We start from the raw sequence: 23,302 nt of genomic DNA, 5'->3' as shown, positions 1-23,302 counted from the left end.
AATATGAGAATAAAAAATATACAGGTTAGATTTTTTAGAATGTTGGCGGAAGCTTCTATCGATCTTGAAGATGATATAACACTTATCGTGGGTAGAAACAATACTGGTAAAACATCTTTGTTGGAAGTAATTAAAATGCTAACCTCGAATGAGGATTCTCTTTCGTTCGAGGACTTTTCACAATCATCATATTCATTATTTAAAGAACTTAATTCGGAATTTGAAAAGACTCTTAATCCTGAAATTCCTGATGATGAAAAAGAAGCTATTGAAATTGACGTTCAAGATCGTTTTCCAAAAATTCAACTTCAAATTGAGTTTAGCTATGATAAACTTAAAGACTCATTAGTAGAGCTTAGTGAGTTTATTACTGATTTGGATGTTGATAGAAATGATGCTTGCATATTACTGTCCTACGAGCCTGTAAACACTTTAGGTTTATTAAAAATGTTTAGCAATAGGGAAGATAAGAAAGTTACTCTAATTCCATACTTCAAAGAAAATTTGAACTCTTTTTATAAGCTTAAATGCTATGCTAAGGATATAAAATCAGATTATCAACGAGAAATTGAATTAGGTTTCAAAGAAAAAATAAAAAAGATTGTTTCTTTTGAAGATATCAAAGCTTTGAGGGTTTTGGACGACAAAAAGAATGACAAAAATAAAACGCTTGCACTGGGCTTTTCTAAATATTACAATGAACGCGATAAAACTGATGCTAACGTTAAGGCCGTAGAAGAAAAGCTAAAAGACGTATCAAAAGACTTAAAAGAAAAATACGATGCCGTCTTAAAAAAAATATTAGCCGATCTAAGGAAATTTGGAGCAAAAACACCCATAGTTATTCCGCAAATTACCATAGATTCTGAATTTGATTCCGAAGCAGTAATAAGAAATAACATCAAGTATTACTATAAGCAAGAAGAGATTAATTTACCTGAAAGCTATAATGGATTAGGATATAGTAATCTAATATATATGGTATTAGAACTTGCGAGCTTTATACAACGTTTCCGGAATGCAACAGAGGATAAAGTTTCGGAGTTTTTGGCAGTACTTATTGAAGAACCAGAAGCACATATGCATCCCCAAATGCAACAAGTTTTTATTAGTCAGATAAAAGGAATTCTCGAAGATGCTAAAAAAGAGAATATACACGTCCAATTAATAATTACTTCCCACTCTTCACACATTTTATCAGAGGCTGGAATTGATTCTGACAAAGGCTTTAAACGGATTAGATATTTCAATAGAATAGAAAATGGTGTTGAAGTTCAAGATTTTAATAAACTCAATATATCGAATGAAAAACAAACCGCACGTTTCTTAAAACAGTATTTAACGCTTCATAAGTCAGATCTGTTCTTTTCAGATAAAGTGATTATTGTAGAAGGCACAACTGAAAGGATGTTAATGCCACAACTCATTTTTAAATCTGCACCTAGTCTGTCAACTCAATATGTTTCCATTCTAGAAGTGGGTGGCGCTTACACCCATAAATTTAAAGAGATTTTGGAGTTTTTAAAGTTGAAAACATTGGTGGTGACCGATATTGATTCAGTCGATTTAGTCAATGGTGAAAGATGCCAAGTCAATGCCGGATTAGGTGGCGAATTAACATCTAACCACACGCTTAAGGATTGGATTCCAAATAAATCGACCATTATAGAACTTTTAGCTTGTGAAGAGAAACACAAAATTGAATCTGGCATTGTTAGAGTAGCTTACCAAACTGAAGAAACTGGTATAATAGGAAGAAGTTTTGAAGAGGCTTTCATCAATACTAATCTTGAATTACTTAAATCTTCCTATAAAAATGAGAAGGGGGAAGAAAAAGCCGTCAAAAATCTATTTAGTTTTTCTAGAGGTAAATCGACAGAAGCTCTAAATGCTGAAACACCATTTCAATTGGCACCCACGAGTTCAAGTGCCAAAACAAATTTTGCATTTGATGTTATGTCCTTCCCAGAAGATGACATCGCAAAATGGCAGGTGCCAGTATATATTGACGAAGGTTTAAAATGGTTGGAAAAACCATTCAATACGAAAACGGAGAAAGAAACTATTGCAACAACCGAAGAAGAGGAATAAGATGGAAGCAATAGATCAAATAAAAGAAAAAATTACTGCAAAGAGAAGTTTTGTGCTTGAAGCTGGTGCAGGTGCTGGAAAAACCTATGCGCTAATTCAAACAATAAATTACCTGATTGAAACCAAGAGTAAAGTTTTATCTCTCAACAATCAAATGATTGTATGTATAACTTACACTAATGTGGCAAAAAATGAAATCATTGATCGTCTCGAAAATAATCCTTTAGTGCTTGTCTCTACAATTCACGAATTTTTGTGGGATTGTATAAAATTATTCAACAAGCAGTTAATTAAAGAATTTGACGCGATCAATACGCTGAAACACGAAGAGAAACCAGATAAATATACTCTTGGATTAATTGAGCGAATAAAATCAGTCGAATATTCGGATAGAGCTTTTAGTGATTTCGAAAAGGGAACTATTGGACACGATGATTTAATTGTCTTGAGCCAGAGGATGTTTGAAAATTATGAGCTTTTAACCTCAATAGTCGCTTCAAAATATCCCTATCTTTTTGTTGATGAATACCAAGATACTGCACCTGAAATTATAAATGCATTTTTAGATTTTCTACTTCCTAGAAATGAACAAAAGATTATTCTGGGTTTTTATGGGGATTCACATCAAAAGATTTATAACTCAGGAATAGGTTCATTAAAACAATATGTTGATTTAAAGAGAATTGATCTTATCAATAAAATTGAAAATTATCGAAGCTGTCAAGAAGTAATTGATTTACTCAATAATATACGGTCAAATATCAAACAAGAGATTCCAAAGGGAGCTGAAAAGGAAAAAGGTAGTGTGAAATTCATCAATTGTATAAATTATCCTTCTAAAGAAAAAAAACAAAAAGTAAAAGAGTACGAGGATTCATTGATACCTCAAAAAAGCAAAAACTATGATGGCGTAATAGCAGATTTGAAATCTAATGGCTGGGAATTTGGAGCAGGTAGTGATGATAAGATATTAATTATTGCCAATAGTCGTGTTGCTCGCAGAAGTGGTTTTGGCGATCTCTATACCGTATATAACAAAAGATTCCCTTTAGGAGCTGCCGATGCTTTAATTAAACGAGAACATCCTTTGACATCTTTATTTGTTGGCTCAATGGATAAAAAGACTTCTATTGAGAGAAAGACAGGAATTGAGCACCTTATTCTTCACTATTCAGAAGGATCTTTCAATGAAATATCAAGTTTTTTAAAACGTAATGGTAGTCGTTCAATCAACTTAAAGAAACATTCCGATAAAAAAGTTATTAATGAGAAAATTAATGGGTTGATAAAAATAAGAGAGACTAAATCTGTTAAAGAAGTTTTAGAATATGCATTAGAAAATAAACTTATCGTCCTCTCGCAGGGAATGATTAGATTACAAGAAAAAATTCAAAAAGATACGGATGGCTTATCAGATGATGAAAAATCTAAAATTGTAAAAGAAAAAACCTTTTATGATGCTGTCCTATCTATGCCCTATAAAGAAGTGATAGCACTTTTTGGGTACACTCAGAATCAAAATGTTTTTTCTACCAAACACGGAACCAAAGGTGAAGAGTACAGGAATGTTCTAGTAGTGATTGATGATACTAGCTGGAAATCTCAATACAAATTTGAGGGTTATTTTGACAATAGTGATGATTCTGATGATAGAAAAGATAGAACAAAAAATCTTTTTTATGTTTCTTGTTCTAGAGCAAAAGAAAATTTAGTGGTTCTTGCTCTTTCAAAAATGGAAGAGCCAGCGATGAATACTATAGTTAATTGGTTTGGGGTTGACAATACGTTTGAAATTAAATAACTCCAAATGACCGATAAACAAAGTGGATTCACAGTAAAGTAATTTAATCATTTACTAAATATTGACTTCGCCTGCTCATAAACGCGTTCAAAATTAGCCTCCAAATCAGCTTGGGAAAACTGATTCAGTTCTTGTGGAAACTCCCTTTTTATGTTGGCTAACTTGAACTGCACCTTTTTATCCTTTCCATCAGCATAGGTAATAAATTCGCCCTGCTTCAATCGGAAGAACACATCTGCCCTAATCTTTGGAATTTCCTTTTCGCCTGTGGTAATTCGCGTATCAAAGTCCAGATTGTGTCCTCGGCTTATACTTTTGGTTGGGTCTTTAATGATTTCAAAAAAGCGTTCGTAATATTTTGCGGTGTCCGGGTCATTAACCTTTCCAAAAAACTGGTAGGATAGATTGCTTAAAATGGCTTTGCTCGCTTTATCGCCATACATCATATCGTTCTGGATTTTGTCCTGCATCACGTAAATCGTAGAAATATTATAGCTCCGAAGTGTCGCAGGAATACGGTGCATATTCAATAGTCGTATGGTTGGCGCTTCTTCCATCAATAGAAAAGACGGTTTGCTATTACGAACACTCATTTGCTTTGTAATGGTGTGAATGATGGTCGCTATTACAGGCGAATAAGATGTTTCAAATTTGGGGTTGTTCACTATCGAAATCATACAAGGATTTTCTGGACTATTTATATTTAGTGGTACTTCATCCGCAGACAATGCCATAAAAATACGTTGTGTGCTAATTCGTTTTAGCGCATTGGCCAAGGTGCTTTTTACACCTGCGGTCTGTCTTTCAGAATCCTTGCCACTAATAAAAGCATCTGCCATTGCCCTCGATGTCGTATTGGTTTCCAAAAACTGGATAAGGCTGTCTGTGTCCAGATATTGATAAATAGCAATCAAATGTGGAAGAGTACAGAATTGAGGATAAGTAGTTTTTAATTTCCATATCAATCCACCAATCAATCCTTCCGCAGCATCGTTGAAGAATTTTGTTGTTCCGGTTGTTCCTGATTCCCTTTGTTCCAAAAGGTTTTCAATCAATACCCTTGAAACTTCGTTTACGCTTTCCTCGTTCTCTAAATAGCGTGGCGCAATAGGATTTACCCTATGGATGATTTTATCGAAGGAAATGACCTTAAAAGGTATGTCGCCATCCTTAAAGAGTGGATAAGCCATTTCGGTCAGTTCAAAATCTTTGTAATCGTGAATAATTCCGCAAAATCCTTCTTTTTGAAAGTGTTTCAGGAATCCATACACAACACTTTCGGTCTTTCCACTTCCGGCAGAACCGATGATTGATGCTCCACGTTTGATGTTGTCCAGTTTAAAGTTTCCTTTTGTAGTGGCAAAGTTGACCTGATATTTGGCATTTCCATTTTTAGGCGTGTCGGTTTTATGCAAGAAAACATACATTCCTATATTAATTAATATCAGAGGACAAATCAAATAAAGAGCTATTTGCACCAATGGTAAATGTTCGTTTAAATAATACGCAAGAGTTCCAATCAATAGAATATTGACGACAAATGCATATCTGCTAATCCGAAATATTCCATAGAAAACAACACTGGCTACACTAATACTAAAAAGTACTGTTACGAGATTGTCCATTTGTATAATTTTAAGTTAGATTCCGATGGAACTTGATTTGATGGCCACTTCCGCACCACGTCGTAGCCTGTTAAATATTTTCATTGCCAATTGTGCCTGCGTGACCGGAATACTCGGCATTATTGGAATATTACTTTCACGCATTAATTTGAACGCAATCGCTTTTTCGTTGGTTGGTAGTTTCATCAACGATGCAAAATAGATTTTCGGATTCTTGATGAAATCCTTTCTTGCCTTATAGGTTTCAGCGAAGTTCCGTTGATAGCCAAAAGTCTTATCAAAAGTCTTTTCTGCTTTCGTAAAAAATCCATCTCTATCAAATCCTCGTTTTACCGTTTTACCATTTAATTCAACATCGGAAACTTTGTACTTACTTCCTGGGGACAAACTGAATTTATTGGAAGCATCCTTACGGCTCACAATAATATGGATATGACTTTGGTTTCCTGCCTTTGGCATTCCTTGTACAATTCGTTTTCCGTTCTGCTGGTGCGGTGCTTCTCTTTCGAGTTTCCCTATTTCTTTTTCCAATTTTTTCACATTTCCTTCTGCTCGCCCATCTTGCACATTTCGGATTTCAGTTTTTAGTTGAAGTATTTTTGTAGCATACGGTTGGTTTTCTTTTATCTGAAAGTCCGTTCCTTTAAAGGCTCTTTGGTGTTCAATTTTAGCATAGTATTTTATATCATCGATTGTAATGGGTCGCCCATTGATTTCGCGATTAAATGAAGCCACATAATCCTTCATAATCTCACGGGTGTATTTTTGCAAATCCTCACTATGGTTCTGCAACCGTTTCAGTTCGTATTTTGAAGGACTTACGGTAATTGAATAAAACCGTGGTTCGTGCTTTTCAAGTTTTGCAGTATTGCCGTCTATTTCCCTGACCACTTCCTCCGCTGAAATCTCATCGCCATATTGATTGAAAAAATGTTCCGTTTCGTGTTGTTCCAATCCTTGGTTTTCCTTCTCCAGATAACCAACAAAATCAGCTGAACTCTTGGAATAATTGCCTCCCATTTTTTGAGGTGTTATTGTTATGTACATAGCTCAAAAATTTACAGTTGGTTACTTGGATTTTGTTTTTCACGGAAGCGTACTTTCTTTTTTTCTTCGGCATATTTCTTTTCCACTATTAAAGGTTTTTTGCTTGGCTGTTCTGTCTCAAATAGAGATTGAATCATTGCAACTGTAGGCTTGGTTTGGGTCTTTTCAACATCCCTCATTATAGCGATTACTGCATTGATTCTTTTCAGTAACTTGGCTTCGATGGTTCGTCCTGTCGGACCTAATTTTTCTTTTGGAGATATCTCATTGTAGAAGAAAAAATCAAGAATGGCTTCCATCGTTTCCGTATGTGTCTTGAAGTGCTTTTTTGAAAATTCCTGAAAACGTTTGGCAGTTTTCCTTTTGAACCTGATAGTGATGAATGAATCCATTTTCTTTCGCTTTTTTTTGTGTTTGACGTAAATCCATCCCTGTTTACAGGTTGTTCAAGGGCATTTGACGCAAATCGAAGAAATATATATAATCCATTAATTTTCAAGTTGTTGAAAATCAATTGGTTATACGCTAAAAGGAATATGTAACGCGGCTCTGCCCGTTACCCTCTTGCTATTCCTTTTCGTCACGCCAAAGCGTGACAAAAACTTCATACAATCTGGCTAAAAAGCCAATTGCCTTTTAGGAATTCGAAAATTCCTATATGTAAATTATAGATGGATACAGTTATCAGCGAAAGTTAAAAATGGGATAACTATATGAATTTATGTGTGCCGAATTTCAGCGAAATAAAGATACGCTTTTTTATCGACTTGAAATTAATTGCATACAAAAACACCTCCAAAAATTTAGAGGTGCTTGACTATAAAGTTTAGAAAATTAGATGTTGAATACAAACGTATAGGAATATAAATTTCGTAATGCTTCTTCCTCTATCATCGTTTCAAAACAGGTGTAATTTTCCCTTACGTATTTGCGAATATCATCGCCAAATTTTCGTTCCACGTCTTTTTTAGAATCCTCTAAAAGTCGGTTTTGAGCCTCCTCGCTCAAGTCTGTAAAATTGAGATAAACCATAGCCTGAATTTTTAATATTCGCTTGGTAACATCAGCGTATCATTTACAAAAAATAACCGCAATTCATCGAGCGGAAAATCGGTTGCCCGATAGCCGTGTTTTTCCAAAATATTGTCGTTGCCATCGCTGTAAATTATCTCTGCTTCATAGCCTGTAAAATCCTGCTTATCTTCGGGCAATCTTTTGAAGTCTATGGTTACAAATTCGCTTCGGTTCATTAGACTTTTTGCAATTACGGAAGTGTCCGTAATGAGCCAAAAACAATCTGCTACATTAGCAAGATATTTTAGTCCGTCTGTAAAACGTGTTCTTAATAATGGGATTTGGTAGAACATTTCCGTACCGTGAAAATGTTGCAATCCTTCTTTGATTTCGTTAACTTGTGCTTTCATTGTTATCTATTTTTATTAGTGGATAATTAAAAAGAGGGCGCAATTTTCGACGAGAACGCCCTCTTTAATTTTTATGGTTACTTACCATTTTTAGACCCGAGCAAAAGAATTTCCCTTGCTACAACTTCGGTATAGTATCGTTTTTCGCCTTCCTTGGTTTCATAAGAGCGTTGCGCCAATTTGCCCGCAATGGCAATTTGTTTTCCTACTACTGCATATTTCTCAATGATTGAAGCAAGTTTTCCCCAAGCCACAACACTATGCCAATGGGTTTCAGATTGTTTTTCGCCTTTTGCATCCTTGTAGTTTTCATTTGTAGCCATTGAGAACTGCGCCACAATTTTTCCATTTTCAAGATGCGTAACCTGTGGGTCTTGCCCAATGTTTCCGATTAACTGAACGTGATTTTTAATAGTTTTCATAATAAAAGATTTAAAGGTTATTAATAAAAAAAGGCGCAACTTTCGAGAGGTACGCCCTCTAAAATTTCAATGATTACTTATCATTTTTGCTTCCAAGCAAAAGGATTTCATTTGCTTCGATTTCGGTAACATATCGCTTGATACCCTCTTTGTCCTCGTAGCTTCGGGATTTCAATTTTCCCGTAACACCTACTTCTTTGCCTTTACCTACAAATTTTTCGATAATTTCGGCAGTCTTGCCCCAAGCCACAACGGTATGCCAATTGGTTTCTGTTTGTTTTTCGCCTTTGGCATCCTTGTAATACTCATTAGTTGCGAGTGAAAAACGGGCTACTTTTTTACCGCTTTCAAGGTTTGTAATGGTTGGCTCTTGTCCAACGTTTCCGATTAACTGTACGTGATTTTTTAAAGTACTCATAATAAAATATTTAAAGATTAATTAAAATGCTATCCGAACTATTCAGACAGTTTATTGTTATATTTTTTTGAAGTGATTTACTTATTATATCTTGAGCGTTTTCCTTTTTTGTTTTTTTTGGTGTCGCTTCCTTTTTGATGTTTTTGTAAGATTTCATAAGATTCATTTTAGATTTACTTCCCATAGCGCCCTCGCTGTTACCTTTTTTTGTTGCTGATACATTTTCAAGATTTTGAATTGATAAGGACTTATAAAAAGTGAAGCGCAGCGAGAACGGTTTATGCAGTCTGTTCAAGTTCAAAATGTTGGTATTTTGCTGGCAAAAAAAGGTTAGGGCAGCGAGGGTGCGGAAGTATTTCTAAAGACTTTTGTGAAGTACATTAACATTGGAAGTGGCACCAAATGATTAAATGGAATTCCGATTTGGCGGACTCCGTTCACGATTTCGGATTGGGAATGAAGCGTCCCGCTCTAGCGCAGCGGAGCGGGTAGCGGAATGGAAAGTAGAAATTGGGGATGGTGTCCAAGACCTATTTAGAGAAGTTCTTTTTCCGGAATGTAGCTTTTCGCGAAATGTAGGGGAATGTGCTGAACGGGTTATGAAAGTCGTTTCCAATAAAAGGTTATTATTACTTTTGTGAGTAGTTAGCTTACTCTACAAAAAGTTCTTTCTGGTTTTTAGATTAAACATTATTTAATAATATCTGGTAGTAAAAGGGATGCTTTTCTCTGTAGTACGCTAAATGACTTTCGCCACTATCGACATCATAATTTTCACTACTCAATTGATAATGTTCTTCCGCTTCTTGTATTGAAATATTCCGTTTTACAGCTGTGATTTTCATAATGTTAAATTTTTTTGGTTAAACAATATTTGAGCAGAAACCAAACGGAAGCTAAAATCAAAGCTCAAAAGGTAACGGAATAAATAAGCGAGGGAAGAGGCGATGGCTTTATGCCGTAGTCTTTTGATGGAAGTATTTTACGAGTTTACCTTGCGCGTTTATTGTATGATAATTAACTTCCTTTTTTAAGCGGACTTAATTCACGATTTTGGCTAGGGAATGTTGTGTTCCTTTCCAGCATAGCGGGAAGGGTTAACGAAATGTAAAGTCAAAATTGGGGATTGTGTCCAAGACCTGTGTAGGGAAGCTCTTTTTCCGGAATGTAGCTTTCGCGAAATGTAGGGGAATGTGCTGAACGGATTTTATAAACTTATTATTCTCGTGAAACAGAATTTAAAGCGGACTTAACTTGAAAAGTGTAGATTGAAATGGAGTTTGACCACTTCCCGATTTTCTCGGGAATGAGTGGGCAAGTGAAATGAAAGTCGGAAGCTTTATAGTTGTGTCCAAGACTTGTTTTAATGAAGCGCTTTGCCCGAAATATAGCTTTTTTGCGGAATGTAGGGGAATGGGCTGAATGGCAGTATTAATATCGATTCAATTCATCATCAATATTTTGGTTTCCATTTCCAATTACATTTAGGTGCAAACAATTCTGGATTGAAATAGATTTCGCTAATCAAATCAAGAAACTTGTTGCTTCTCAAAAGTCCACCACAATGTTCTGGTTCTGTTGCTATAGTAAATCCTTTTAAACGTTCAAAAATCCAATGAATTAATGGATTGTCCTTATCTAACATTGTACGTATTTCTTTTTCCTGTAGATAGGTAAATTCAAAAGAACCATCACTTAATCCATTCTTTATGGAAAAGAAGTCCAAGTCTATATCAAAAAATACAGATGTTTCTGAAGAATTCAATAGGGCATCCTGTAAGGCTTTATACGTTTTGAATTTTTTAATTGCGTGTCTGTTTCCATAAGTATCTATCAGTTCTTCATCTTTCCAAGCATCTGGAAAGGAAGCTTGCCTGCAATGAACATAAATATCCCCAATCAAATTGAGGTAAGCCGCACATAAAATATGACCGTCATTATTCCCCGCAAGTTTTGCCCAAGAAAATAAAGACACTTCTGCGTCACTCGTTAAATCTAATTTATCTAACCATTCTTTTTCTGTTTCACAAGGGTAGCATAAATCCTGATGCCAGTCTAGCGAAACCAAACAAGGTGGATTAGCACTTTCATTCTTACGCATCCATTTGTTCCAATAGAAAAATGCGTATCGATGTTCTTGAAATACTGCAAGTTCTATTGCTTCAGTTTCATTTGTTGGATGCGATAATATTTGTCGTGAAACACCTGGTGGTTCTATGTGATATGGGTTTCTGAATTCAATCATTTTCAATGGTCTTGAAAGGAACAATATCGCTTAAATCATTTTTGATGCCTTGTTCACGTAGTGGCGAAGTGATATTTAACTGAACGACATCTCTATTTTGTCTCCAAATAATCTCTGCGATGAATGCAATTGTTAATTGTACAGATTCCGCTGGATTTTGATTTTCATTTGTGTTCCAGCGTTGTCTCAACTCACTATTCTCATCAAGATTCAAGTCGATTACAGAGGCATATACGTTTCTGTCTGGTATAATTGGTTCAAGACGCAGTTCTTTAATCTCATCAGCTTTGAGGTCTGGATGATTAATTCTCGGAAGGTCAGTCTTTGGCAGAACGAATAGTACATTTGTAAAAACTGGCGAAGTCAACCTAATCATATCCTCAAGGAAATCAGGTATTTCGACTAAACCATTGTCGAAAAAACCAAAGCCTACAATAAGATGTTTCTCTTTATCGTACTTTAATCTTTTAAACGCATCTTCAAAGTTTTCTCTGTCTATTAAGTATCTACGTGTTTTCGCTCCGAGGAAAGAGTTTGGAATATATCGATTGATTTGGTCATAAATGATTTGTTGTGCAAATATCGAATCATAATTTAGATGTGGTATGTCTCCCTCTGTAAAACCTTCTTTTCGGAAAAGTATGGAACCTCCATTTAGACCGAATCGCATCACAGGTTCATCATTTGCAAAATCATCTTTATTTATTATGAGGCTGTACTGATTAAATGCATCGTCTATCATCGTTGCACTGCTGGCCAAAAATTGATTGATTTTATTATCAGATAATGGTGCATTTGTTCTATTCTGTTGAATTTGCTCTTCAATTCTAATTCGTAATTCAGGCTCAAAACCTTCTATATCCTCCAAAATAGCATCTGACAAATTATAGCCCAGTAAATCCAATAAGTCTTTATTCTCTAATATTTTGTTTAAACAAAACTTGAAATAGTCCAAAGCATCTTTCCATTTAAGTAATTCAAGTACTTTATTTGGCAATCTTGGTTGTTCGGTAAATTGATGAAACGTATAATAGGGTTGCAAGAAAAATTGTCTTATAAAAAGCAAACATACATATTGACAAATCCAAAAGGTTATTTGTCGTGAGAGGCCTAAATTATCAATGTCTGGAAATGGGTATTTAAAATCTGTAGGCGTAACTCTGTTTACATACCCTTCTTTAAAATAGGCAAACCAGTAGAATATGTCATACATAGAGTTAGGCAATAGGTAATAATCTGGCGGCTGACTTTGTGTGAAATTTAGAATTCGTTTTAGTCCATTATTGTTTTGACGATACAATAGCAAGCCACCCAATGCATAGTGAAACTCTAAAAATCTTATCTGTTCACTTTCTCTTATTTCAATTTCCTCCTTGTTCTCATAATCTCTAATATCGATGTTGTATTTGCCAGTTTTCCTCCCTAATTGAAATCTATAATATTGGTGTGCAGTGCTCCAATGCTCCTTTATAAACTTTGCATTGTCGGAAATCTGATAGATATTGCCCCACATACTATCATACGTTTTTTCTGATATTGGAATCTCCTGAAAATCCTGTCCCAACAACCACCAATTTGATACTGCGGGAGAAGTCAATCTATCCAATTCAGAAACTTCTTTCCGAAGCAATTTTTTAATTAGCTTACGGGTTACGTCATAAAAATAAAATGGATATTCTAAGGCTTCGCTTGAATTATGATTATGACGAATTTTAATAAACTCTTCAGTATAAAACTTACTCAATTCCTCTTGTAAATGGATATCCTCCTTTTCTACAGCGAAATAGGCTATCTCGTTAAGTGAATTGATAAGGTTTTCTTTATATCTACTTTCTTTTGAGATTAATTGATATTTCGCAATCAGATATTTCAATAGGCGAGCTGGTTTTCCGTTGTATAAAGCTATTTTGTCAAGCCAGATTATAAAGGATATTACAAGAAAAAAGGTGAGAGTTAATGTCAATAATTTTGCAGAATTTTGCATCCATATTGAGTTTTTCCAAAATAATGGTTCGGCACCTGCAATCAAAAAGGCAAATGATGCGATAGTGAAGAATAACAGCCATTCGAAAGTGGTAACTTTCCTGCTCCGAAATGGCAAAATGCGACCATATGCCCGTTGTGGAAATTCTTGTTCAAAAACTTCGGAAAGATAATTTGAGTCATACCTATTCCCAATATTCGATATTTTATCAATTATTATAGGATAAGCGATACCAATAATGGCAATATCAATCCCAATGCATATTTCTATTATATATTTTAGATTCATTTCTTCATATTTATAGTAATTCCACCGCCTTAAACCAATAATAAAAAATGCTTTTATCTGGCTGTCTTTTCAGTTTATTTAAAAATGCCCAATCTGCTTTTTCAATGGTAAGCTCGCTTATGTCTTGTCCTTTGTAATATTCAATTTCTGTTATCTCATCTTGCACCAATATAGCATTCAAATAAGCTACCCTGGCCGAAGCTGCAAGAGCTTCCTCTATCCTGAAATTTCCTGTCATCAAAAACGCACTTCCAAAACTGCGTATGCCACGGTTTAATTCGTCAAACTTCTTTTTTGTTTCCTTGGTTGGGTTACGTTCCCTTTTGGCGATGATGGCACAGGTGATTATGGCATCCCAAAGCACATCTGTTTCTTTGAGGTTTCTTTTGCCAAAATCTTTATCGGAACTACGATAGGAAAGTTCTGCTTTCGCAAAAGCGGAAAAACTTGCCTTAACAATAGACATATCTGTAATGTTTTCAAACAACTTCCCTAAATCGAACAACTGCTTACAGATTTCCATTGTAAATAACTGGTCGCCCTTATAATATGGAATACCGATGGTCTCTGGTGCAAAAGCAGTAAGCTTATCGCCACAGATGGAATTTACCGAAGGTGTGGTAATTGATATTATAGGGTCATCAACCGATAGCCACGAAATCTCAACTGGAGATTCTATAAGTTCTGGATAATGTGGACTGTCAAAAAGAATATCCAACAGAATTGTTCCTGGAACGTTCGGGTTGTAAACCGAATCAAATTCAAAAGTATAATGTGCCTTTGGCACGCCTTCTTTGTAGCTTCTGCGTTCATTCAAAGTGTGGCTTTTAAAATGTGAGTTGGCAACAACCGCATCAAGAATTTTTTCCAATGATTCGCGCTCTACACTCGAAATAATATCGATATCTATTGAAAACCGATTGCCTTCTTCAAGTAAAAGTACCAGTGATGTTCCTCCTTTAAAAACAAAATCAAGTCCTTCTATTTTTAGATGTTCCAATAATGAAAATGCGTGAACCATTTTTTCCAAAATGGTCACATTAATGCCTTTATGTTCTTTTATCGCCCGGAAAGTATCCAGCCATTCTCTTGTGAAGCTTTTATTTTCAATCATTGATTATATCCTCTAAAATATTTGGTATATGGTTATTCATAAATTGCTTGATTTCTTGTTCTTTCTTTCGTCTTTTCGCATAACTAAAAAGTTTTGTGAAATTAATGCTGTATCGCTCAAGTATCTTTTCATAAATGTTTATGAGTTCAGAGCCTTGGTAAAAATGGAACAGGTTTTCATCTGCAAACAAGTCCACCATTATTTTTTCAAGCGTGGCGACTGGAACTACATTTTTTTTATCTTTCAATTTACTTATCGGTGCTCTGGTGACGAGACGTTTTATGACCACGGGGACAGCACTCTCGGAAATGTAGAATTCAATTTCCTTGTCATCGGGATTCAAGAAAAAATCCATTTTCAAGGAATCATTTAGATAATAGTATAGTGATTCTGTAAATTCTTTTTCCACTTCTACTACAATCATTTGATTGGATACTTGATGCAGAGTAAATTCATTTAGCCATTGGTTTTCCCATATTGCATATTGAATTTGCTCAAAACGTTCGTTAGTCTTACGCACTATTTTTAGAACACTATCAGACAGTACTGGTCTATACTTGGGTTTATAGGATATAACATACAATCCACGCCCAATAGTTTTGATGATATCTTTTTTCTTCAGGTCGTAAATGCGCCAACTAAATGTACTTTCCTTCAAATCCGGTTCAAGGTCCAAATAGAACTGAAATAGCTGGTCCCTATCAAAGGAACTTTGCTCTTTAAACGCTTCTATAAGCTTGTTTTCTATAATTTTTGGCATAATACAATATCAAAACTTTGCCAAAAATACAAAAAAGTGGCGAATATTTGAAAACTAATTATCGCCACTACATCAATAAAGTGGTAAATATTTGAAATTATTATTGCCTTTGAAAAATAGCAAATAAAACTATCATTAGAAGCAGTATTTAAATCGGACTTAACAATAAAGGTGTAGATTGGGAATGAAGTGTTTCCCTCTTTTATTGCGAAATACAAAAAAAATGTACGGAAGGAGATGGGAAAAATGATAGCATAAAAAACCTCCTTATTCAGAATAAGAAGGTTTTTCTATTACCGTAATGAACTGTTTACTTTTCCTTTTTTAATACCAATTGATATACACAAGGAATTACCACCAAGTTCAATATAGTCGCAGATAACAAACCGCCTAAAATTACAACTGCCATCGGGCTTTGTATTTCACTTCCGGGTTCGCCACCTTTTAATGCTAATGGTATCAATGCTAAACCTGTTGTAAAGGCTGTCATTAAGATTGGATTTAATCTATCCAAAGCTCCTGTCTTTATCAACTGAAACCCTTGTACTCCTTCTTTTCGTAAATCTTCATATCGTGATACCAATAAAATACCGTTACGAGTAGCAATCCCAAAGAGACTTATAAATCCTATGGTCGCAGCGATACTGATGATTCCTGATGTGAAATACACAATCAAAATTCCACCAATTAATGCCAAAGGCAGGTTTATCAATACGACAAATGCCAACTTTACATCTTTAAATTCATAATACAGCAAAAGGAAAATGATTGCTATGGCAATAATTGCAGTTATCATAAGCAATTGTGAAGCTTTGGATTCACTTTCAAACTGTCCGCCATATTGCACACGATAGCCTTCTGGCATATTCACGTTACTTGAAACCACGTCTTTGATTTCTTCCACAGCACCTCGTAAGTCCCTGCCTTGAACATTGGCAGCAACTACAATTTTACGTTGCACATCTTCGCGATTAATAGTATTTGGACTGCTTACAGATTGAACGTTTGCCAATTCGCCCAAAGTGGTTTGACCACCATTTGGAAGACTGATTAAGGTGTTCCCGATGTTCTCAATATTATCCCGAAATGGTTTTTCGTAGCGAACAATTAAATCAAAATACTGTTGCCCTTCATAAATCTCGCCTGCTTCTTCGCCTGCAAAAGCAATATCCACCTGTTCCATTAAATTACCAACGGTCATTCCATAAGCCGATAGAATTTGGCGTTTGGGCTTGATGCGTATTTGTGGTACTTCAATTTGTTGGTCAACCGCAACATCTGCCAATCCTTCAATATCCTTGATGTTCTGCTCTACACTTTTACCTACTTCAAATAAACGTTGTAAATCTGACCCAAAAATCTTGATGGCAATATTTGCTCGTGTTCCCGAAAGCATATGGTCAATACGGTGTGCGATGGGTTGTCCCAATGTGATATTAACACCAGGTGCGATGCTCAATTTATTTCGGACTTCTTCAAAAAATTCTTCTTTGGTTTTGTCTTCGAGGACAAAAGGAACATCAATTTCCGAAGCATTAACGCCTTGTGCGTGTTCGTCCAGTTCGGCACGACCTTGTCTTCGGGTTACGACCTCCACTTCTGGCATATCCAGTAATAGGGTCTCTATCAATTTACCAGTCTTATTACTTTCTTCCAAGGACATTCCCGGTGGACCAACTACACTAATTACCAATGAGCCTTCATTAAATTCAGGCAGAAAACTTCTTCCCAATTGCGTTACAACCAATAGACTTAATACAAATGCAATGACAGTTACGCCTATAATGGTTTTAGGTATTTTGGTGGCACGTTCCAAGAGGTTGCCATAATGTTTCTGTAACCAACGCTCTACACGTGTGCCTTCTGCTTGTTTATTGAGTAGTTTTTCATTGTTCAATAAATAGGAACATAAAATAGGGGTTACCGTCACAGCGACTATCAATGAGGTCAACACCGAAGTCACAAATGCTATTCCCAACGGTTGTAACAACCGACCTTCCATTCCGCTTAAAAAGAATAACGGTACAAAAGACACAATAATAATCAAGGTTGCGATGATGATTGAGCTTCGTATTTCTACGGAAGCGTCTCGCACTACTTTTATTGTCGATTCCCGCTCCGCTTTGGGTTTTCTGATATTTTCGCGCAAGCGTTTATACACGTTTTCCACATCAATAATGGCATCATCCACCAATGCACCAATGGCAATGGCCATACCGCCCAAACTCATTGTGTTTATCGTATAGCCCAACCATTTTAAAATGATGATGGACACCAACAATGAAATAGGAATCGCCAACAAGGAAATTAAGGTCGTTCTCCAATTCATTAAAAAGATGAACAGGATAATCATTACAAAAAATGCACCTTCTAACAAAGTTTGATTCAAATTACTGATGGAAGCATCAATAAAATCGGACTGTCTAAAGATCTGACTTTTGATGTTGACACCTTTTGGCAAGGTTTTTTGTAAATCGGCAATGGCTTCATCCAAGCGGTCTGTTAGTTCCAAAGTGTTTACATCGGGCTGTTTTGAAATGGTTAAAATAACCGCAGGTTTTGCATTTAATGAACCATCGCCAATTTTATCGGCTGCACCAATTTGTACGGTTGCAACGTCTTTTATTTTGATGGTTTGACCATTCACTTCCTTAAGAACGGCTTCCTGCAAGTCTTCCAGCGCATAGGCTCTACCGCTTCCCTTAATGATATACTGATTGCCATATTGATTGATGACACCACCGGGTGCATTTTGATTTGCTTCCTTAACGTGTTCTACCAATTCAGAGAGGCTCACATCGTAATACTTCATCTTTTCAGGATTGGCAAATACTTGGTATTGCTTATAATCGCCACCAATGACCACCACATTTGCAATACCGCCAATCGCTTTTATACGTGGTCTGATTGTCCAATCGGATAAGGTTCTTAATTCCATCGGCGACAAACTATCGGACGTTACGCCCAATAACATTATCTCGCCCATAATGGATGAAATGGGTGCCATTGTTGGTGCTCCAATTCCTTCGGGTAAATTCTCCCTTACCATCGGGATGCGTTCACTTACAATTTGTCGTGCCCGATAAATATCGGTTCCCCATTCAAATTCTATCCAAACAATGGAAACTCCCGCTGCTGACGACGAACGGATTCGTCTCACATTTGGCGAACCGTTTAAGGCTGTTTCCAATTGATAGGTTACTAATTTTTCTACTTCTTCAGATTCCATTCCGTGCGCTTCGGTAAGGATTGTTACCGTTGGCGCTGTAAGGTCTGGGAATACATCGACGTTCATTGTACGTGCATAATACACGCCCAACACACTCAATGCAACCGCTCCCAATAAAATGAGCAATCTATTTTGAAGTGAAATTGATAATATTTTGTTTAACATTTCTCTTCGTTTTTAATGTTCGTGACCGTGTGCAGGTGTTGAACCAGACATTGAAGCCATTTTAACTTGATATGCTCCTGTAGTTACAACCACTTCGCCAACTTTCAAACCCTTTACTATTTCTACATTCTCGCCATTACGCTTTCCTATTTTTACAGGCCGTCTTTCAAAACTTTCGCCAGATAGTTGAACGATAACAGAATAACTTCCATAATCTTCCAATAAGGCATCAACAGGTATCGTTGTATTTTGGGTCGCATTTCCCATTGCAATTTGCACGGGCGTTAGACTTCCTTCTGGCATATCGACCTCTGCATTTACTTGTGCAAAAACTGAAATCAATGGATTTTCACGCTCTACATCTTTACCTATGGAAAGAATCTCGCCTTCCGCATCTGTTACATTTGCCCATTGTCCGTTGCTCGTTTGATACCAGATTCCCTGTACGTTTTCCATAGTAAGTCCGTAATTAGGTGCTAACTGGGTTTTCAATACTTTGGATTGGTGTGTGCCAATAGCTACCAAGGCCACGCCTTGCGCCACATAATCGCCATTAGAAACCGTAATGGATTTTATAAAGCCATCAAAAGGTGCACGAATTTGTTTGCTACCTCCCGAAACGCCTGACACCAATGATTGGTAGTTGGCTTTGGCGATTTCAAAATTGCTCTCCACCTTTTCAAATTCAGATTTTGGGACAATTTTAGAGTCGTATAACTCTTTCTTTCGGTCATATTCAGATTTGGCCTGTTGGTATTTCGCTTTCGCGGAAGCGATATCCGTACTCAAATTATTGGAAGCCAAACCTTGACTGTTCAAACTCATTAAAAGCTGACCTTTTTTTACTGCTGTGCCTTCCGTGAGGTTGCTTACTTTAAAATCTACCACACCATTGGATTTTGCTGCCAACGACTTTACAGAACCGGGCGAAGGCATCCAAACACCAGAAGTGTTGATGACGTCGTAAATTTTACCTGATATCACAGGTGCGGTTTGAAAATCGATTTTCCAAGCCTGTTCCTTTAAAAAGGAAATGCTCCCATCATCTTCGGCAGTACCCAAAGCCTTTATGGCTTCGTCTGCATTGGCATAAACCGTAACATCGTCAATCGTTATTTTATCTGAATAGTCTGGCGTTTTCAATTCAAAAACAAGTTGGTAACTACCCGCTTCTTTCGGTTTAATGGTAGGCGAAAATATGCCTGGCGATGAAGGTGTTTCGGCAGTATTGCGAATACCATTATCGCCTTTAATCAAACTAACCGTAACCGAACCTTCACGAACAGGCTGATGCTTGTCCAACACCGTAAAGTGGGCTGCAAATCTGCTTGGATTTCCAACGATTAAGGCTGGAAATTCTACGAATAATTCTGTTTTGTCTGTCCAAATGGTGTGGTCCAAGCGTGGAATTTCTTCTCCTTCGTGGCTACCATCGGGATTGTGTGCGTGTGCGTCTTCTGCCTTGTTGTTACAAGACATTGCCAAAAAGGCAAGCACTATGAGTATATATTTCATATCGTTATATCTATTTGCTTTTAGTGGTCGTGGTGTTCAGCGCCATCATCGTGTTTGTGAGTTTTTGAATCATCATCATCTGTATGATTCCCTTCTGGATCGTGGTCGTGTCCGTGTTCCTCTGTTTTTGTTTCCATAGAATCAGTTCCTACTTTAAACTCTTCTTGCTCTATGGTTTCTTCCGTATGACTACCATCGGCATTATGCTCGTGACCGTGGTCGTCAGTATTTTCGGTTTTTGTTTCTCGACAAGAGGTTACTAAAAATGTTGATGCGATTGCTATTGCGAATATTATTTTTGAAATTTTCATAATTTTATATCTTTGAAATTTATAATTGATGTTTTAATAATTGTGCTTGAAGCAGTTGCAGTTCCTTTTCCATTTGCAGCATTTTATCTGATGCATTTCGATAAAACTGAAGCTCCACGTAATACTCCATAAACGAATACTCGCCCAACATATAAGCCTTAAAGAGCAGTTGCTCGCTATTTAAATTGCCCATCGTGGTTTGATACTCATTATATTTTTCGAGCATCAATTCGTATCGATTATAGGTTTCTTGAAATTGTGTATAAAGCGAAGTGGTAACTACCTGCGTGTTGGATTGTTGATATTCAAAATTTGCTTCGGCAGCTTTTACTTTGTTCTTGCTACTCCAAAGCGGAATTGAAACACCGCCATAAAATCCAGAATAATTACTACCGCTAACGCCTTGATAATTATAGCCAAGTGCCACGTTTGGCAGCACCTTGTTTTTTTCCAATTTTATTTTTTGAAGTGAAGATGTCTCATTAGCCTTTAATTCTTGTAGTAAAGGGTCTTTCGCTAATTTTTCCTGCCAAAGACTTTCCGCCGTACCAACTTCGATAGGTAATGCAATACTTGAGGTAACACCATCAATTACATTACCTCCATTCAACGTTTTAAGTTTGGATAGCAAAATTTGAATTTCGCTTTCAATTTGTTCCACAACAAATTGCTCTTGAATCCAAGCAATTTTCGCCTTGTTCAAATCTAAAATCCCAACTTGTTCTGCATTAAAAAGTTTTTGGATTTGCTCAAAAACCTGTCTGCTCTGGGTTTTTCTTTCCGTTTCAATAGCTTTTCGCTTTTGCAAGAAAGCAAGCTCTAAAAGCGTGTTCTTTGCTTTTAATAAGACTTCCAGCCTCTTGTTAGCGTAGGCTGCCGCTAACTGTTGCGATTTAGATTCGTTCCATTTGCCACGTGCAGCATATACCGTTGGGAATTCAAAAGATTGGGATAGTTGATATTCGGTATAATCTCCAGTTGCATTATCTCCAAATGGCAAATAAAAACCAGAAAGCTGTGGGTCGGGCAAATTGTTGTTGCTCCTGTTTTCGAGTTGTTGGCTTTCAATGAAAGATTGATAGCCTTTTAACTCTGTATTATTCTGTTCTATTTCGTTAAGCAGTTCCCCAATGTTTTTATCCTGTGAGAAACCATTAACATAGAACAGGCATCCGCAAATCACGGACACGATGTATTTGTTCATTGTTTGAAATTTTAGGTTTAATCTTAATGTATAAGAGGATTCCTGCCGTAGTTGCAGGTGTTCCTAAGCGATTAACCTAAAGATGGTGGGCCCCGTAAATTGAGGGATGAGAGATAAGAATTAAAATAGTTATTGGGTGGGTGATAAATTGGCGGTTTACTGTTTTGCCTACTATCAACGACATAAAATTCTTGAAAATCAGAAGTAGATTTTACGATATTAATATCTACGATAGTCTGCTGCTCTACCGTATTCCTTTTAAGTAATACAATATCGCTGGATACTGTAGAATGGATATGCATATCCATAAAGAAACCAAAAAATCCGTAAGGGGATTCTTCTTCGTTGGAATCATCATCGTGATGATGATGTTCGCCAGTATGTGCAATATCTGAATGGGAATGAGCGTCCTCGTGTTGATGGTGCAAATGCGGAAAAACCTGATGCAGCATCATTAGGCTAAACAAGCCTAAAAAGAAAAATGCCGCTATTTTATTTGGTTTTTGCATTGATTACAAATATACCATTATTTCTTAATTTTTCTAAATTTGGAATATTTCAACCTCTTTAACAAAAGAAAAAATCCAGTTTAAGGTACTGGATAGACCTAATGGCTTTAAGCCATTTCATAAACTTCATCGAACAATTTTTTATCCAACCGCTCTTGTTGACCGAAACTTTTCTTTAAAGTACTATGCAATACTGCATTGAAGGCGTTATAACCTAACCATAAATTAGGCTCTTCGTTTAGCAACAATGCTTCATAATTCAGAATTTCCAAGACTTCACGAGATTTTTTTGATGGGTCGCTGTTCTTGTCGCTGCATTCATATCTAAAGAGTTTCGTTTTATCGAGAATCGCTTTCACGAACTCTTGTGTGTCGATGATTTTAAATTCTTTCATCTTGTCGAATTTCTTGGTTATCGTATAGAATTCATTGTCCAGAAACTTGTCGAACAAGTTGTTCAATCTTGGCATAATAAGGTGTGTATTGTTCTTACTGTGCTTTATGGAAAACTCGATTTCTGCCTGAGAAACGTGTAGTCCGTTTGAACAAACCTCTCTATAAAAACCAAAGTGTCCAGAAGTCTTTTCACTACCGTCATAAGAATTTTTGAACCGAAGCATTGGCAGTATCAAGTCCTTATCGTTCTTGACGGTAAACTGACTTTTATCGTCTATGATAAAGTCTGTAATGAATGACCTATCATTTTTGTTAATGGTGCGTTTGTGAAAGTTCAGTCGTGCATCTGTCAGCATTTCTTCAGCTTTCTTGAAGAACAATTGGTTTGGAATGTGTCCATAACTGTTAGATACCACATTGACGATTTTACCATTTGAAATGATGGCATTTTCAAGCCCTCGTCGGGATTCCATCTGGGTCAGAGTCTTTAAGGATTTCATTTCTGATGGAACAAAGATTTCATCCTGTTGCAAATTTTGTAAATACATAGCTTTTGAATTTAGATTAAACAATATTTGAGCAGTACCCAAACGGAAGCTAAAATCTCAGCTCAAAAGGAAACGGAATAAATAGTGAGTAGGCGAACGGCTTTATGCCGTAGTCTTTTGATGGGTGTATTTTACGAGTTTACCTTTGCGCTACTATTGATTGATTATTTTTTCTATTTGGCTCCTCATTTTCAAATAAAGAAGAA

20 protein-coding genes are annotated in these 23,302 nt (G+C 36.3%); 2 read left to right on the top strand and 18 right to left on the bottom strand.

Features of this window, described 5'->3' with window-relative positions; translation table 11 throughout:
- Positions 1-3: 3 nt before the first annotated feature.
- A complete protein-coding gene (locus AC0UBM_RS10370; protein ID WP_475688571.1) occupies positions 4-2,091 on the top strand; it encodes an ATP-dependent nuclease in 2,088 nt (695 codons plus the stop codon).
- 1 nt (position 2,092) lies between these two features.
- Complete coding sequence (locus AC0UBM_RS10365; RefSeq protein WP_475688570.1) at positions 2,093-3,892, top strand: UvrD-helicase domain-containing protein; 1,800 nt, start codon at positions 2,093-2,095, stop codon at positions 3,890-3,892.
- A gap of 47 nt (positions 3,893-3,939) precedes the next feature.
- Here the strand turns inward: AC0UBM_RS10365 and AC0UBM_RS10360 are convergent, their stop codons facing one another.
- The 18 genes from AC0UBM_RS10360 to AC0UBM_RS10275 form a co-directional block, all read right to left on the bottom strand.
- Complete coding sequence (locus AC0UBM_RS10360; RefSeq protein ID WP_475688569.1) at positions 3,940-5,517, bottom strand: type IV secretory system conjugative DNA transfer family protein; 1,578 nt, start codon at positions 5,515-5,517, stop codon at positions 3,940-3,942.
- A gap of 15 nt (positions 5,518-5,532) precedes the next feature.
- Positions 5,533-6,564, bottom strand: a complete 1,032-nt coding sequence (gene mobB / locus AC0UBM_RS10355; protein WP_475688568.1) for a MobB family relaxase — start codon at positions 6,562-6,564, stop codon at positions 5,533-5,535.
- A gap of 11 nt (positions 6,565-6,575) precedes the next feature.
- A complete protein-coding gene (locus tag AC0UBM_RS10350) occupies positions 6,576-6,956 on the bottom strand; it encodes a BfmA/BtgA family mobilization protein (protein ID WP_475688567.1) in 381 nt (126 codons plus the stop codon).
- A 442-nt stretch (positions 6,957-7,398) separates the two neighbouring features.
- Positions 7,399-7,596 carry a hypothetical protein gene (locus tag AC0UBM_RS10345; RefSeq protein WP_008610764.1) on the bottom strand — a complete coding sequence of 66 codons (198 nt, stop codon included), beginning with the start codon at positions 7,594-7,596 and terminating at the stop codon, positions 7,399-7,401.
- Positions 7,597-7,607: 11 nt separating this feature from the next.
- On the bottom strand, positions 7,608-7,988 hold the full coding sequence (locus AC0UBM_RS10340) for a DUF6876 family protein (protein WP_475688566.1): 381 nt from the start codon (positions 7,986-7,988) through the stop codon (positions 7,608-7,610).
- Between the two features lie 77 nt (positions 7,989-8,065).
- Positions 8,066-8,410: a single-stranded DNA-binding protein gene (locus AC0UBM_RS10335; protein WP_475688565.1), complete on the bottom strand. Its 345-nt coding sequence runs from the start codon at positions 8,408-8,410 to the stop codon at positions 8,066-8,068.
- A gap of 73 nt (positions 8,411-8,483) precedes the next feature.
- A complete protein-coding gene (locus AC0UBM_RS10330) occupies positions 8,484-8,828 on the bottom strand; it encodes a single-stranded DNA-binding protein (protein WP_008610761.1) in 345 nt (114 codons plus the stop codon).
- A 683-nt stretch (positions 8,829-9,511) separates the two neighbouring features.
- The gene (locus AC0UBM_RS10325; protein ID WP_475688564.1) at positions 9,512-9,673 is read right to left on the bottom strand and encodes a hypothetical protein; all 162 of its coding nucleotides are present in this window, start codon (positions 9,671-9,673) and stop codon (positions 9,512-9,514) included.
- Positions 9,674-10,281: 608 nt separating this feature from the next.
- Positions 10,282-11,073, bottom strand: coding sequence for a hypothetical protein (locus AC0UBM_RS10320; RefSeq protein ID WP_475688563.1), 792 nt, complete (start codon positions 11,071-11,073; stop codon positions 10,282-10,284).
- Complete coding sequence (locus AC0UBM_RS10315) at positions 11,066-13,345, bottom strand: hypothetical protein (RefSeq protein ID WP_475688562.1); 2,280 nt, start codon at positions 13,343-13,345, stop codon at positions 11,066-11,068. The genes AC0UBM_RS10320 and AC0UBM_RS10315 overlap by 8 nt, the downstream gene beginning before the upstream one ends.
- A 10-nt stretch (positions 13,346-13,355) precedes the next feature.
- Positions 13,356-14,459, bottom strand: coding sequence for a nucleotidyl transferase AbiEii/AbiGii toxin family protein (locus AC0UBM_RS10310; RefSeq protein ID WP_475688561.1), 1,104 nt, complete (start codon positions 14,457-14,459; stop codon positions 13,356-13,358).
- On the bottom strand, positions 14,452-15,219 hold the full coding sequence (locus tag AC0UBM_RS10305; protein ID WP_475688560.1) for a DUF6577 family protein: 768 nt from the start codon (positions 15,217-15,219) through the stop codon (positions 14,452-14,454). Before AC0UBM_RS10305 ends, AC0UBM_RS10310 begins: the two co-directional genes overlap by 8 nt.
- 310 nt (positions 15,220-15,529) lie before the next feature.
- The gene (locus AC0UBM_RS10300) at positions 15,530-18,613 is read right to left on the bottom strand and encodes an efflux RND transporter permease subunit (protein ID WP_475688559.1); all 3,084 of its coding nucleotides are present in this window, start codon (positions 18,611-18,613) and stop codon (positions 15,530-15,532) included.
- Positions 18,614-18,625: 12 nt separating this feature from the next.
- Entirely contained in the window at positions 18,626-20,128 is a 1,503-nt protein-coding gene (locus tag AC0UBM_RS10295; protein ID WP_475688558.1) for an efflux RND transporter periplasmic adaptor subunit, read from the bottom strand.
- A gap of 20 nt (positions 20,129-20,148) precedes the next feature.
- Positions 20,149-20,439 (bottom strand): hypothetical protein, encoded by a 291-nt coding sequence (locus AC0UBM_RS10290; RefSeq protein ID WP_475688557.1) that lies wholly within the window; start codon positions 20,437-20,439, stop codon positions 20,149-20,151.
- A gap of 19 nt (positions 20,440-20,458) precedes the next feature.
- Positions 20,459-21,643 (bottom strand): TolC family protein, encoded by a 1,185-nt coding sequence (locus AC0UBM_RS10285; protein ID WP_475688556.1) that lies wholly within the window; start codon positions 21,641-21,643, stop codon positions 20,459-20,461.
- A 71-nt stretch (positions 21,644-21,714) separates the two neighbouring features.
- Entirely contained in the window at positions 21,715-22,152 is a 438-nt protein-coding gene (locus AC0UBM_RS10280; RefSeq protein ID WP_475688555.1) for a hypothetical protein, read from the bottom strand.
- A gap of 107 nt (positions 22,153-22,259) precedes the next feature.
- A complete protein-coding gene (locus AC0UBM_RS10275; RefSeq protein ID WP_475688554.1) occupies positions 22,260-23,096 on the bottom strand; it encodes a DUF932 domain-containing protein in 837 nt (278 codons plus the stop codon).
- Positions 23,097-23,302 lie beyond the last annotated feature (206 nt).

Source organism: Formosa sp. F44 (assembly GCF_056238645.1).
This window is presented reverse-complemented; position numbering and strand designations above follow the sequence as displayed.